This window comes from Actinomadura sp. NBRC 104425 (genome assembly GCF_030269545.1).
GTDB classification, from domain to species: Bacteria; Actinomycetota; Actinomycetes; order Streptosporangiales; family Streptosporangiaceae; genus Spirillospora; species Spirillospora keratinilytica.
Genome location: NZ_BSTN01000034.1, coordinates 26,434 through 40,018 on the forward strand (window position 1 = coordinate 26,434; position 13,585 = coordinate 40,018).

11 protein-coding genes are annotated in these 13,585 nt (G+C 71.6%); 1 reads left to right on the plus strand and 10 read right to left on the minus strand.

Going from position 1 to position 13,585, the window contains the following annotated elements; genetic code table 11:
* From QSK22_RS30365 to QSK22_RS30375, 3 genes are all read right to left on the minus strand, one after another.
* A complete protein-coding gene (locus QSK22_RS30365; RefSeq protein ID WP_285497891.1) occupies positions 1-1,572 on the minus strand; it encodes an AMP-binding protein in 1,572 nt (523 codons plus the stop codon).
* Positions 1,573-1,633: 61 nt separating this feature from the next.
* On the minus strand, positions 1,634-3,169 hold the full coding sequence (locus QSK22_RS30370) for an AMP-binding protein (protein WP_285497892.1): 1,536 nt from the start codon (positions 3,167-3,169) through the stop codon (positions 1,634-1,636).
* 108 nt (positions 3,170-3,277) lie between these two features.
* Positions 3,278-4,123: a MaoC family dehydratase gene (locus QSK22_RS30375; RefSeq protein ID WP_285497893.1), complete on the minus strand. Its 846-nt coding sequence runs from the start codon at positions 4,121-4,123 to the stop codon at positions 3,278-3,280.
* 803 nt (positions 4,124-4,926) lie between these two features.
* Between QSK22_RS30375 and QSK22_RS30380 the strand changes: the two genes are divergently transcribed.
* Positions 4,927-5,793, plus strand: a complete 867-nt coding sequence (locus QSK22_RS30380) for an SDR family NAD(P)-dependent oxidoreductase (protein ID WP_285497894.1) — start codon at positions 4,927-4,929, stop codon at positions 5,791-5,793.
* A gap of 244 nt (positions 5,794-6,037) precedes the next feature.
* Here the strand turns inward: QSK22_RS30380 and QSK22_RS30385 are convergent, their stop codons facing one another.
* From QSK22_RS30385 to QSK22_RS30415, 7 genes are all read right to left on the minus strand, one after another.
* Complete coding sequence (locus tag QSK22_RS30385) at positions 6,038-7,777, minus strand: PEP-utilizing enzyme (protein ID WP_285497895.1); 1,740 nt, start codon at positions 7,775-7,777, stop codon at positions 6,038-6,040.
* Positions 7,778-8,053: 276 nt separating this feature from the next.
* The gene (locus tag QSK22_RS30390; RefSeq protein ID WP_285497896.1) at positions 8,054-8,500 is read right to left on the minus strand and encodes a nuclear transport factor 2 family protein; all 447 of its coding nucleotides are present in this window, start codon (positions 8,498-8,500) and stop codon (positions 8,054-8,056) included.
* A gap of 124 nt (positions 8,501-8,624) precedes the next feature.
* Positions 8,625-9,083 carry a hypothetical protein gene (locus QSK22_RS30395; protein WP_285497897.1) on the minus strand — a complete coding sequence of 153 codons (459 nt, stop codon included), beginning with the start codon at positions 9,081-9,083 and terminating at the stop codon, positions 8,625-8,627.
* Positions 9,080-10,156: a phosphotransferase family protein gene (locus QSK22_RS30400; RefSeq protein WP_285497898.1), complete on the minus strand. Its 1,077-nt coding sequence runs from the start codon at positions 10,154-10,156 to the stop codon at positions 9,080-9,082. The genes QSK22_RS30395 and QSK22_RS30400 overlap by 4 nt, the downstream gene beginning before the upstream one ends.
* A complete protein-coding gene (locus QSK22_RS30405) occupies positions 10,153-11,322 on the minus strand; it encodes an Rv3169 family protein (protein WP_285497899.1) in 1,170 nt (389 codons plus the stop codon). Before QSK22_RS30405 ends, QSK22_RS30400 begins: the two co-directional genes overlap by 4 nt.
* Before the next feature lie 141 nt (positions 11,323-11,463).
* Positions 11,464-12,207 (minus strand): SDR family NAD(P)-dependent oxidoreductase, encoded by a 744-nt coding sequence (locus QSK22_RS30410; RefSeq protein ID WP_285497900.1) that lies wholly within the window; start codon positions 12,205-12,207, stop codon positions 11,464-11,466.
* Between the two features lie 189 nt (positions 12,208-12,396).
* On the minus strand, positions 12,397-13,506 hold the full coding sequence (locus tag QSK22_RS30415; RefSeq protein WP_285497902.1) for a CaiB/BaiF CoA transferase family protein: 1,110 nt from the start codon (positions 13,504-13,506) through the stop codon (positions 12,397-12,399).
* Positions 13,507-13,585: the final 79 nt, after the last annotated feature.

Sequence of the window (13,585 nt, forward strand, 5' to 3'; positions counted from 1 at the left end):
TCAACCGGCGGCGGTGCCGCCGCCCGCGGGCGGTGCGGCATAGCGTTCCTTCAGCCGGTTCTTGTAGAGCTTTCCGTTGTCTCCGCGCGGCAGTGCGTCGGTGAAATCGACCGACCGCGGGCACTTGTAGTGCGCCAGCCGGTCCCGGCAGTAGGCGATCAGCTCGGCGGCCAGTTCCGGGCCCGCGGCGGCGTCGCGGGCGGCGACCACGACCGCCTTCACCGACTGGCCGTACTCCTCGTCGGGCACCCCGATCACCGCCACGTCCTCGACCTTGGGATGCACCGCCAGGACGTCCTCCGCCTCCTGCGGGTGGATGTTGACCCCGCCGGAGATGATCAGGTGGTCGCGCCGGCCGGTCAGGTACAGGTAGCCCTCTTCGTCGAGGTAGCCGACGTCGCCGACCGTGCGCCACCCCCGCGGGTTCCCGGAGTCGCGTGTCTTGGCCGGGTCGCCCTGGTACTCGAACGGCGCGGTGCCCTCGAACCACACCGTTCCCGGCCGGCCGGGCGGCAGTTCACGGCCGTCTTCGTCGGTGATGTGGATCGTGCCCCGCAGGGCCCGGCCGACCGAGGCGGGCCGGCGCAGCATCTCCTGCGGCCCGATGTGGCAGTTGCCGTAGCTCTCCGAGGCGCCGTACAGCTCGTGCAGCACCGGCCCCCACCAGTCCATGATGCGCAGCTTGAGCTCCGGTGGGCAGGGCGCGGCGCCGGTGATGGCCACCTTCAGGCTCGACAGGTCGAACCGCCGCCTGACCTCCTCGGGGAGGCGCAGCATGCGCTGCAGCATCGTCGGCACGAACTGGGCGTGGGTCACCCGGTACCGCTCGATCGCCTCCAGCGTCCGCACCGGATCGAACCGGCCCATGCTGACGACGGTGCCGCCCAGCTGGGTGATCGCGAACACGAAACGGAACGGCGCGGTGTGGTAGGTCGGCGCGGGCGAGAGATAGACGGTATCGCCGTCGAACCCGAACAACTCGGTGTAGCCGCCCAGATGCGGCGGGGCGTCGGCGGGGTGGATGTCGCTCCCGGGGTGGCGGATGCCCTTGGGCGTCCCCGTCGTCCCCGAGCTGAACATCATCCGCCCGCCCAGGCGCTCGCGGGGCAGCGGGTCGTCCGGCATGGCGGCGAGCGAGGCGTGGTAGTCGTGGCAGCCGTCCGGCAGGTCGCCGCCCGGGTCCGCCCCGTCCTCGATGAGGAGGGTGAGCCGCAGGCCGGGGACGTGGCCGACGACCTCGCGCAGCGTCTGCCGACCGACCCCGCTGATCAGCAGGGCGTCGGCGTCGGCGGCGCGCAGCAGCTGTACCATCTCCGCCGGCCCCAGGTGCCGGTTGACCGGCGCGCAGCAGCGACCCGAGCGGGCGACCGCCCAAATCATCTCGGCCCATTCCAGCCGGTTCTCGCACACCACGGCGACGGTGGCGTCGGGGGCGAGCCCGTGGTGGTCCAGCACCCGGGCGAGCCGGATGGAACGCCGGTCGAGCTCGGCGTAGGTGATGCGCTCCCCGCCGCCCGCCATGATCATGGCCGGGTGGTCGGGCTTGGAGATGGCGTACTGTCCGGGGTACACCGATCCTCCTCCGTCAGTTCGGGGGCCTGGCCCGCACTTCACCGCCGGTCGGTCCGCTCGGTCAGGAGGGGCCGCCCTCGGCCTGCAGGACCCACTGCCTGATGCGGCGCTTGTCGAGCTTGCCCATGGCGCTGCGGGGCAGGGCGTCGGCGAACTCCACCGAGCGCGGGCACTTGTAGTGCGCCAGCCGGTCCCGGCAGTAGGCGAGCACCTCGGCGGGGTCCGGCGGGGCGGCCGGATCGCGGGGCACCACGACGGCCTTCAGCTCCTCGCCCATCTCGGGGTTCGGCACGCCGACGCAGGCGGCCTCGGCAATCTGCGGATGGTTGGCCAGCACCAGCTCCGACTCGGCCGGATAGATGTTGACCCCGCCCGAGACGATCATGTCGGAGAACCGGTCGGTGATGTAGACGTACCCGTCGTCGTCGATGTAGCCGATCTCCCCCAGCGTGAAGACGCCGGGTTCGAGGTGGACGCTGCGCTGCTTGTCGGGCGCGTTGTGGTAGCGGATGCCCCGGCCGGTGGTGTCGCGGAAGTACAGGCGTCCCTCGGTGCCGGGCGGGAGCGGCCTGCCGTGCTCGTCGACCACCAGCCCCTCGAACGGCGGGATGGGCCTGCCGACCGACCCGGGGTGGGCCAGCCACTCCTTGGCGCTGATGAGGCAGGTGGTGCCGACCTCGCTGGCGCCGTAGCTCTCCCAGATGACCTCGCCCCACCAGTCGATCATGGCCCGTTTGACGTCCGCGGGGCACTTGGAGCCGACCTGGAGCACATAACGCAGGGACGACAGGTCGTAGCGCTCCTTGACCTCGGCGGGCAGGGCCAGCATGCGGATGAAGTGCGTGGGCACCATGACGGCGCTGCCGATGCGGTGGCGGTCGATCGCCGCCAGGACGGTCTCGGCGTCGAACCTGCCGAGCACGGTCACCGGGGCCCCGCCGATGAACAGCCGGGTGCCGACCAGCGGGCCGCTGTGGTACATCGGGCCGACGATCAGGTGCGGCCCGTACTCCAGCCAGCGGTTGGTGCCCAGCCGTTCGACGTGCTCGGCGATGTCGGCGCCGCCGACGAACGAGGTGGGCGGCAATGGCGTGCCCTTGGGGCGGCCGGTGGTGCCGGAGGTGTACACCAGCGACGGCAGGGGCTCGAAGTCCACGGGCGGCTTCCGGTCGCCGGCCGCCGCCAGCCACTGCTGCCACGGCTCGGCTCCCTGGACGGCCGCGCCGCGCGCCACGACCAGCGGCACGCCGGCCTGCCGGGCCGCCTCGACCGCGCGTTCGGCGGTGGCGGCGTCGGCGAGCACCAGGCTGGTCTCCGAGTCGCGCAGGATGTAGGCCGCCTCTTCGGCGGTCAGATGGAAGTTGACCGGTACGGCCGAGCAGCCGGCGAGCGTCACGGCGACGTAGCACAGCAGCGTCTCGGCGGAGTTCTCGGCGAACACCGCGACCCGGCGGGAGGGGCCGAGTTCGGCGCCCAGGATGCCGTTGACGATGCGTACCAGCAGCCGGTCGACCTCCTGCCAGGTCAGCTCCCGCTCGGCATCGCGCAACGCGATCTGTCCGGGACGTCGCCCGGCCAACTCGGCCGCGAAGGTCATCGCCCATCACCTCGTCGATCAGTCACACCGGATGTGAGGTCATCCGCCCGGAGCCCCCCGCCCGGCCACGGGTTCCGGGCGGGACCACCTGCGGTCGTCGTGCCGGTCTCAGGAGCCGGCCAGGGTGCACCGGCCGTTGGTGAGCACCACCGTGCCATCGTCCTTGCGGGTGCGGAACAGCGCCTGGTCCTCGGCGGTCCGCCAGATGTCGATGTGCAGCGTGTCGCCGGGCAGGACAGGGGCCGCAAAGCGGGCGTCCATGCCGCGCAGCCTGGCCACGTCCCCTTCGGCCACGGTGTGCAGCAGCGCGCGGCCGGTGAACCCGTAGGTGCACAGCCCGTGCAGGATCGGCCGCTCGAAACCGGCCCGCCGGGCGAACGCCGGGTCGGAGTGCAGCGGGTTGTGGTCGCCGCACAGCCGGTACAGCAACGCCTGCTCGGGCCGGGTCCGGTAGGTGACCACGTGGTCGGGCTCCCGGTCGGGGGTCTGCCAGGACGGGCTGGGCCCGCGGTCGCCTCCCCAGCCGCCCGCGCCCCCGATGAACAGGGCCGAGCGGGTGCGGAAGAGGACCTCGCCGCTGTCCTCGTCGACCGACTCGGACTCGGTCACCACCAGCGCGGCCTTGCCCTTGTCGAACATGTCGGCGATCCGGGTGGTGGTCAGCACGGCTCCCTCGGGCGGGATCGGCCGCAGCACCTGCACCCCCTGCTCGGCGTGCACCAGTTTCGCCCAGTCGAAGGTGCCGAACTTCTTGAAGATCGCCGGGTCGGTGCTGAGCACGACCGGGTAGGTGGGCAGCACCTGCTGCGGCACGCCGGCGGTGTTCTCCGTGGTGAACGCCAGTTCGTCGGCACCGGCGCCCACCGCCAGTGCGTACAGCATGCAGTCGTCGGCCTGCCATACCGTACGGCGTGGCCCGCTTTCGGCGCCGACCGCCGTGGGATCCAGTGGCATCGCAACCCCCTTCAGCGCCCGTGGGCCGCACACGGCCACCCATGGGCTCTTCCGGACCGAGATAATACTCTATCACTAGATAATCGTGCAATAGAGTTTATGGGTGGTCAGACCGCCCGCCGCCACAGCGCCCAGGGCCACCCGTGCCGGGCGACGATCGCCTCGCCCACCCTCCCGGCGCGGGCCGCCGTAAAGCCGTTCTCGACCACGTCACGCCCTCATCCGGTCGGCCTGCGGCCGGCGCCGTGCGACGGTCCGCGCCGGGCGGACCGCGGGCCTTGGTCGGAACACCGCGATCGGGACCCGGGCGGGCGGATCACCATGGCGAGCCGCCCGCCTCAAAAGCAATCGAACGGCAATCAAATCTATAGATATATATTAGATCAATCAAGATTAGCTTTCAGATCGACTCGCCTTCTCGACCGGCGGCAGCCGGTCGCCTCCCCGGTCGCAGCGGCAACGTTCCGGCCCTCTGCGCCCGATCCTTGACCTAGACACCATGTCTATCGACAATCGAGCACTAGATAAATAGGGAGCCGTATCCGTCCGCCGTGCACAGCCCCCGCGGTCTTCGCGCCGGTGCCGAGAAGGTCCCTGCGCCGGTTCGTCCCGGCCATGGCGGCGGACGGCGTGATCGCCTCGCCGCCGCGGCCGTACCCGACGCCCGGACGGCGGCCCGGCGGCCGGGACCCGCCGGCTCCACCTCCGCCCCACCCACGACCGAGGGAGTTGATCGTGCCGAACGCACTTGTGACCAGGGCCGACCTGCCCGCCGCACCGACGGCCCCTTCCGGAGGCGCGCGATGACGGCGGCCGTCCCCGCACCGTTCCGGCTCGACGGGCAGGTCGCGCTGGTCACCGGCGGCTCGAAGGGCATCGGCCTGGCGATCTGCCGGGCGATGTGCGCGGCGGGCGCCGCGGTGGTGCTGTGCGGGCGGGACGCCGAGCGCGGCGAGGCCGCCGCCGAGCAGCTCGCCGACGTCGGCGAGGCCGGATTCTTCCGGGCCGACGTCACCGTCGAAGAGGACGTCACCGCGCTCGTCGAGCATGTGGTGTCGCGGTATGGCGGCCTGTCGGTGCTGGTCAACAACGCCGGGCCGACCGACCTGCTGCACAGCCGCGATGTCGACGGCCCGGCCGGGCGGATCGAGCCCGGCAACTGGGACCGGGTGCTGCGGACCACGCTCACCAGCGCGTTCCTGCTCACCCGGACCGCGCTGGAGCCGATGGTCGCCGCCGGCGGCGGGGCCATCGTCAACATCTCCTCCATCGCGGCGCACCTGGCCATGCCCGGGTTCGACGCCTACTCGGCGGGCAAGGGCGGCCTGGAGTCCTTCACCCGTTCGGTCGCCTGGGGGTACGCCCACCTGGGCGTGCGCTGCAACGCCATCCGCGTCGGGAGCATCCAGACCGACCACGGCGGCGGCAAGGACGCCATGGTCGGCGGGCTGACGCCGACGGATCTGCGGCGCGATGCGCAGGACCGGCGGGCGGCACCGCCGGCTCCCGGCCGTCCCGAGGACGTCGCGTACGCCGCGCTGTATCTGGCCTCCCCCCAGGCCCGGTACGTGACCGGAGCCGTCCTGCCCGTCGACGGCGGGCTGTCGTGCCGCTCGCTCATGCCCTGGCAGACACCGCTCCCCGAGTATCCGGCGGAGCGGGCCGGCTGAAGGGTTTCGAGGCGACAAACACCGGGGTCGGGATCTCGGCGGGGAATCGAGATCCCGACCCCGGTGTCATGTGCACCGCCCGGCCAGCGGGGCCGGGCGGGCAAGGGCTCGGTGAACCTTCTCAACCTGTGGTTTCCGGGAACCTCGGACGGGAGCCCCGACGGCGGGCGGCCTCGTGCCGCCCCAGGTCACGCCGCCGCTCCCGACTGCGACACCCCCTGCGGAAGGGCAGGTTGGGAAAGGTTCAGTGCACGGTGACCGTTCCGGTGGTCCCGTCGACGGTCAGCATGGTGCCGTTCTTGATGCGCTTGGTGGCGTGCCGCACCCCCAGGACGCACGGGATGCCCAGCTCACGGCTGACGATCGCGGCGTGGCTCAGCGTCGACCCGATGTTGACCACCACGGCGCTCGCCGAGGAGAACAGCGGGGTCCAGCCCGGGTCCGTCATGGGCGCGACGAGGATCTCGCCCGGCTCCAGGTCGGTGGCCTCGGCCGGGTCGTTGATGATCCGGGCCGGTCCGGTGGCCATCCCCGGGCAGGCCGCCAGCCCGGTGAGGACGTCCCCGGGCCGGGCGACCGCCACCGCCGGGTCCTTCTTCTTGGGCCAGGTGGTGACGGGCGGGATCTGGCCGTCGATGATGAACGGCGGCTCCAGCTCCGACAGCGCGTGGTACCACTCCCACCGCTCGGCGATGGTCTGCCGGAACGAGGCGGGGTCGGCCACCAGGGCGTCCAGCTCGTCCTCGCGGACCATGGTGATGTCCTCGATGCGGTCGAAGTGCCCGGCGGCCACGTAGCGGCGGCCCAGCTCCACCATGGGCAGCCGGGCCTCGTGCAGCACCCGGACAGTGTTGCTCTTGCTGAGCTCGCGCGCCTGCATGAAGACGATGACCGAGCGCATGACGGCGTCGAAACGGCCCAGCTGCTCGGGGTCGGCCGCCAGCTTCTGGCGCACCTGCTCGGTCAGCCGCTCACGCTCGGCGCGCAGCCGCCGGGACTGCTGCTCCGGCTCCCGGTCGGCCGGCTGCAGCCGCAGCCGGTCGATCAGGCCCAGCGGGATCTCCGGGTGCGTCTCCCACGTCGCCGGGGCCGCCTCCCACTCCACGGTCGAGCGCGAGCCGAACTCGTAGATGAACTCCTCGAAGGCGGTCAGGAACTCGGCGCAGGCCGGCGCCGAGCCGGAGCGGATCCGCTCCAGCAGCCCGTCCACACCGGCGTCGAAGGCGGCCGTCAGCTCCGGCGAGGCCGCGACCATGCGCCCCAGCCGCCACATCGCCTGCGTCGGCGCGGCCGAGGCGATGTTGCCCAGGCCGCCGAGCAGGCGCACCACCAGCGTGGGGTCGCCCAGGGGTGCCAGCGCATCCTCGAGGGCGCCGGTGACCACGGAGGATTCATAGATCATCTTCAGGTGCCTGCGCAGTATCCCGGCATAGGGGCCCGCCATGATGGCGCGCTGCCGGGCCACCAGGTCCGCGTTCGACAACGTCGCGAAGTCGGGGCGTTCGGCGCGCAGCCGTGCCGCGGTACGGGCGTCCTCCTCGATGTCGGGGCGGGACTCGGTGGACAGGACCTGCTGCACGCTGCGCAGGATGCGCTCGGTGAAGTGGGGGGCGTCGTCGTCGGGGTGCGGCACGTAGGGCGGCGCGTCGTGGTTGTCGCCCAGGTAGGTGCGGTCCATCAGCTCGGGGCTGCCGCCCGGCATCCGGACACCGAAGACGCGGAGGTTGGACAGGTTGAGGTACACGTAGCCGTGGACCATCCCCTGGATATCGATCACGTCGGACCGGAACTCCTCCTCGTCGAAGGCGCCGAACTCCACCAGCGCCTTCTTCCACTCGCGCTCCGCCGGCAGGCCACCGACCATGCTCCAGAACAGGGGCGTGGCCACGTTGGGCGTGACCTCCCCGACGTTGGCGCGGGTGTAGACGGGGTAACGGGTGCTGAGCGGGCTGTCCACGACCCAGGGACGCGAGATGTCAACCATGATCATCCTCCTCGGTGTGTGATGTACCTTACATTGGCGATCTACTATCGATCAATAGACCTTTGGAGGGTGGTTCAGCAGCGCGTCCCGGCGGAGGAAGACGGGGTGCAGCGGCCAGCGGAGGGCCCGTCGGCCCGCTCGGCATGGGCCGGGCGGGCCGACGGCGGCCGGACAGGACACCTGCCCGCGAACACACGGAGATCAAGGGACCGCCAAAGGCCGGACGGTCTGGGGCCCGCAGTCCGGGCGACGCCTGCGCTTTCTCTTAAATGACTTTCACTTCGGGTCGATGACGACCCGCTTGATACGGGTCAGCCGGGTCCTGGAGATCTTCCAGCGGCCGTTTTCCTTGCGGTATTCCTCGGTGTAGTGCCCATATCCGGTATGCGACACGTAATCGCTCTCCTCAGGCGTCTCCACCAGGTCGAACATCGGCCAGATGGCCCGTGCGCGGGTGTCGTCGATGATCTCGATCTCCGGGATGTGGCCGTGGTGCACCGAGACGGCGCCCTCGAAATGCCGGGCGGCGGACCGGACGAACTCATCGCGCGTCATCGGCTTGCTGGTCGACTCGGCGAAGTCGATCTGCAGGTCCTCGGTGAAGAGATCGGCGAACACGTCCCACAGTTTCATGTCCACCGCCCGGAAATACCTGGCCTTCAACTGCCGGATCTCCTCGATGGCGACCAGCCGTTCAACGGCCTGTTCCAGGGACTCCTCCATGTCGGCACCTTTCGTCGGTGAGAGGGGCACGCAGACGCGCGGCCCCGGACTGCCAGCGCAAGCAAAGGTCTATCTGTTGACTGTCTGGACTACGACCGAGAGCGGCCCGGCCGGGTGGGCCGCCTCACCGCCGGGGCCCGGTGAAGGCGTCCTGCTGCCAGGCCTGCTCGCGCTCCAGCTGGCGGCGCAGGTAGCGGCGGGCCGCCACGCGGACCGGATGGTCCTCCTGCGGCACCGCATCGATCACCGACACCAGCGCGGCCCGCAGCCGCAGCGCGTCCTCCTGCAGCTCCGGCAGGGCGGGATAGCGCGGCTCCGGTTCCCGCGCCACCGCCTCGGCCACCTGGTGGCGCACGTGGCGGGGCAGGTCATCGCCCCAACCGGCCAGCAGCCCGCGCAGCTCGGCGTTGTCCTCGGCCAGGGCGCGGGGTTCGGCGTCGACCCTGACCCGCACCGCCCGCAGCATCTGCGCGACCGTCCGGCACAGACTGGCCGCGTACTCGTCCTCGACGGCGGGGGCGATCTCCCGTTCGACCGCATCGATCACCGACGCCAGGATCTGCTGCACACCGGGGTGGATCACGCGATCGCCTCCTTCATCAGGTCGACGCCGAACACCCGGGCGAGCCGCAGCTGGCTGCGGAAGGAGACCTCGGTGGCGGTCCACATGAAGCGCAGGGCGACCGGATCGCGCCGCCGCGCCAGCGCCGCGGCGTGATGGGAGTACAGGAACTGCAGCACCCCGTAGAACATCCGGTAGAACTCCACGCGTTCGACGGTGACCTCGATGCCGGTGCGCTCGCGGTAGTAGGCCAACGCCTCGGGCAGACCCCAGATCCGGCGCCCGTCCCGGTGGATCTCCGGGATCATCTCCTGCACCTGTGCGAAGTCGTAGGCGGGGTCGCCGAGGGCGGCAAGCTCCCAGTCGCTCATGGCGACGATCCGGCCGCCGGACCAGACCTCCTCGCCGTGGCCGTTGTTGCCCTTGCACAAGGTGATGCGCGGGCAGTCCCGGGGGGCGCGCGCCCGCAGCCACGAGATGGTCTCGGCGAGCACCGGGTTCGGCTCGAACTGGAAGTCCGCCAGCCGTGCCAGGGCGGCGCGGATCAGGTTCTCGGCGCAGTCGGCCGGCGAGGACGGGACGGGGAACAGCTCCCCGAAGCCGAGCCCCTCCCAGTCCAGGGTGTGCACCAGCGCGAGCTTGTCGAGGTGCTCCTTGGAGGCCGCGATGCGCGCCCGGTCCTGCTCGGGGGACTCGTCGGCGATGAACGGCAGCCGCCAGTCCCCCTCGACCTTCGTGCGCACGTAGGCGGGCCGTCCGTCGGGTTCCCAGCGCGGGTCGTCCTCGAACCACAGCGCCGTGGCGGTGGGCACCGGCGAGCCGTTCAACCGCCGGTAGGTCTCGTACTCGGTGCGCAGCGGCGTCGGCACGATGCCGCCGTCGGCATGGTCGCGCCGGACGATGAACTCCCGTCCGCTCCAGCGGCCGGTCTCCTCGCGCACCTCGGTGCTCACCGACCACGTCTGCCGGGACACACCGCGCGAGAGCCGTCGCACGGCATGGACCCGCACGTCCACGACCCCGGGGCCGAGGCGGGCGGCCCGGTGGCGGAACCAGCGGCCGACGAATCCGGCATCGTCCAGGCGGCCGCTCATCGCAGCCCCAGCGGCTTGAAGGGGCCGTCCAGGAACAGCTCGGTGTGGCCGGCGCCGACCCACTGCCGCCCGTCCGGTGCGGTGGTGACCACACGCGAGAGGTACTCCTTGCCGTGCAGGCCCTGGTGCACGGTGCCGTCGTACATCGTGTGGTCGAACGGCTGCCGGGAGAAGTCGAACTCGTCCCACTCCAGGTTGACGCCCGGGCCGTGGTAGGTGCGCATCGAGCCCCCGTCGCGCCAGCTGCCCGCCTGGTAGCCGATGGTGGCGGTCACCCACGGCGGCCCGGCCGGCTCCAGGCGCTGGGTCCACCGTCCCCCGTCGGCGGCGGTCAGCGTGATGGTGCCGGACTTCAGCAGCCTGGTGCCGGGCACCAGTTCCAGCTGGTGGGAGCCGCCGACCAGCTCGATCGGCGCGGCGTCCCAGCCCAGGTGCAGCCTGCCTTCGAAGGGGGTGCCGAAGGTGTCGTTCATCGGGACCTGCTCGCCTTCGGGCGACTCATGGATGGCGTAGAAGCCCGACAGCTCTCCCGCGCCGAACAGCGTCCACAGACGCAGCGCCCGGGGAACCCCGCCCGGATCGCGCGGCGGCAGCCACCTGGGGTCGGGGGCGAGCGGCGGACGCTGGTGGTAGAGCCCCCAGGAGTGGTCGCGGCTGCCGTACCAGTGCGCGGGGTCGACTTCGATGCGCCGCCCGTCGATCTCGATCCAGCCGCGGACCGTACCGGGCTGGGAGTAGCGGGTCTGGTCGGTCACCGGCCGTCCACGGTCGGTGGCCAGGTGGTGCGCCTCCTCGTAGGGGGGAGCGGACCCCAGCCAGTGCAGGTCCATGCGCAGGCCGGACGGATTGTCCTCGAGCGTAAGGCGGATGTGGCGGTAGGGCTGGAGGACCTCCAGCCGGTAGGGCCCGACCGCGGTGTCGCACAGTTCCCGCCAGGTCCGGCTGAAACGCACGGTCCGCTGCACGCCGTCCCGCATGACCCCCACGTAACCGCCGATGATGTCGGTGTTGGGGTTGATCCGCAGGCCCTGGAAGCAAAAGCAGCGTTCCTCGGCCGAGAAGGCGCCGAAGAAGTACCCGTCGTCGAAACCGGGGTCGGTGTTGCTGACGAACGACAGCGGATACGGCGTCTGGTGGACGGGCAGTTCGTCGTAGGGGCTGAGCATCTGTGATCCTCCATTCCCGCGGCCGGCGCCCGGTGCCGGCCGCGGGCGTTCCGGGCCCGGCGGGCCGGTATCGATGGGGCGGTGACGCGCTCGGTCCTGTCGCCGGTGCCGCAGCCGGTCTAACCGGCAGGGGCTTCCCCGTCAGGTCGTCCGCTGGGCGGCCTGCAGGAACGGGATGGTCGCCGCGGTGAGCCCGCCGTCGACGTAGAGGACCTGCCCGGTGATGTAGCGCGAGTCCTCGGAGGCGAAGAAGGACACCACATCGGCGATGTCCTCGGGGACCGCGCGGCGGCCCAGGGGCACCAGGGAGTTGAACCGCGCCTCGCGCTCGGGATCGGCCGACACCTGGGCCGTCCCCTCGGTACGCACGCCGCCGGGGGCGACGGCGTTGAACCGGACGCCCGAGTGCGCGAACTCCAGTGCGCACAGCTGGGTGAGCGACACCAGGGCGGCCTTGGACGGCGAGTAGGCGCCCGTCCCAGGGGTCGCCGCCTTCGCCGCCATGGAGGCGATGTTGACCACCGACCCGCCCGAGGCCGACAGCAGCGGCAGCAGCCGCTGGATGAGCAGCAGCGGCCCGAGCACGTTCACATCCATCACCCGGCGGAACTCCTCGGGGGCGATGTCGGCCAGCCTCGCGAAGGGGAAGATGCCGGCGTTGTTGACCAGGACCTGGAGCTCCTCCAGCGAGGCGGCCAGGTCACCGACCGCCGCCGGGTCGGTGACGTCGCATGTGACGGCCCGCCCGCCGATCTCGCCCGCCGTCTTCTCGGCGGAGGCGGCATCGACGTCGAGCGCGACGACCGCGAAGCCGTCGGCCGCCAGCCTGCGTGCAATCGCCCGGCCTATGCCGCGCCCCGCACCGGTCACCAGCGCAGTTGCCACTGATCTGCATCCTCTCTGCCGCACGCCCGGAGCCGGGGGTCTCCGCGGCCCCCCGCCAGCCGGTCACGGCGCTCATGCCTCGACGTTATTTGTCGAAGGATAAAATATTGTAATTTAGACTTTTTGGGTCGTCCATAGCCCGATCCGCTCGCCCGACAGGACGGCCTCAGGCGAGGGCGCCGCTTGCCCTCAGACCGGAGATCTCGCCGGCCGAAAAGCCCCAGGAGCGCAGCGCCTCCTCGGCGCCGTCGTCAGGGCGGGCCGACGGGGGCGCGGCGGGCGTGCGGGAAAACGCGGTGCGGGTGCCGGCTGGAGGACGCCGTCGACCTCCACGAAGCCCTGGCGGGCGACCGCGTGGGGGTGCCGGGTGGCCTCCTCGGGCGTCAGCACGGGGGTCACGCAGGCGTCGGTGCCGGCGAAGGCCTTCTCCCACTCGTCCCTGGTGCGGCTCCGGAAGGCCTCGGCCAGCCGGGCGCGCAGCTCCGGCCAGCGGGACCGGTCGTACTGCGGGGGCAGGTCGGCGGGGTCCAGGCCCAGCCCGTCCAGCAACTGGGCGTAGAACCGGCGTTCCAGGGCGCCGACGCTCACATGGCGGCCGTCGGCGGTCTCGTAGGTGTCATAGAACGGCGCGCCGCCGTCGAGCAGGTTGGTGCCGCGCTCGGCGGACCACTCGCCGGAGGCCATCACTCCGTGCAGGAAGGCGGTCAGCAGAGCCGCGCCGTCCACCATCGCGGCGTCCACCACCTGCCCGGTGCCGGACCGGTCGCGCTCATAGAGAGCGGCGACGATACCGAAGGCCAGCAGCATTCCCCCGCCGCCGAAGTCGCCGACCAGGTTCAGCGGGGGCACCGGCCGCCGGCCTTTGCGCCCAATGGGTTCGAGCGCCCCCGCCACCGAGATGTAGTTGATGTCGTGCCCGGCCCGGTCGGCCAGGGGGCCGGTCTGCCCCCAGCCGGTCATCCGGCCGTAGATCAGCCTGGGGTTGACGGCATGGCAGTCCTGCGGGCCGATGCCCAGCCGTTCGGCGACCCCGGGCCGAAAGCCCTCCACCAGCACGTCGGCCTGGGCGGCGAGCCTGCGGACCACCTGGACCCCCTGCGCGGACTTCAGATCGACTTCGACCGTCCGGCGGCCCCGGGCCAGCGGGTCGACCCGTCGCCGCTCGTCGGGACGGCGCCGGGAGGCCCGGCCGACGCGCAGCACCTCGGCGCCGAGGTCCCCCAACAGCATGCAGGCGAACGGCGCCGGGGCGGCGCTGGCGATCTCCACGACCCGCACGCCCTGCAGGGGGCCGCCCATCAGGCCGCCTCCGTCCGGGCCGGGCGATCGGCGCGGGGCGTTCGGTGCAGCATGTCAGCCTCCGATTTTTTGATTCATG

Coding starts and splice junctions, on each gene's coding strand:
- QSK22_RS30370 (WP_285497892.1), bottom strand. CDS start 3,169: ATGACCTTCGCGGCCGAGTTGGCCGGGCGACGTCCCGGACAGATCGCG.
- QSK22_RS30375 (WP_285497893.1), bottom strand. CDS start 4,123: ATGCCACTGGATCCCACGGCGGTCGGCGCCGAAAGCGGGCCACGCCGT.
- QSK22_RS30380 (WP_285497894.1), top strand. CDS start 4,927: ATGACGGCGGCCGTCCCCGCACCGTTCCGGCTCGACGGGCAGGTCGCG.
- QSK22_RS30385 (WP_285497895.1), bottom strand. CDS start 7,777: ATGGTTGACATCTCGCGTCCCTGGGTCGTGGACAGCCCGCTCAGCACC.
- QSK22_RS30390 (WP_285497896.1), bottom strand. CDS start 8,500: ATGGAGGAGTCCCTGGAACAGGCCGTTGAACGGCTGGTCGCCATCGAG.
- QSK22_RS30400 (WP_285497898.1), bottom strand. CDS start 10,156: ATGAGCGGCCGCCTGGACGATGCCGGATTCGTCGGCCGCTGGTTCCGC.
- QSK22_RS30405 (WP_285497899.1), bottom strand. CDS start 11,322: ATGCTCAGCCCCTACGACGAACTGCCCGTCCACCAGACGCCGTATCCG.
- QSK22_RS30415 (WP_285497902.1), bottom strand. CDS start 13,506: ATGGGCGGCCCCCTGCAGGGCGTGCGGGTCGTGGAGATCGCCAGCGCC.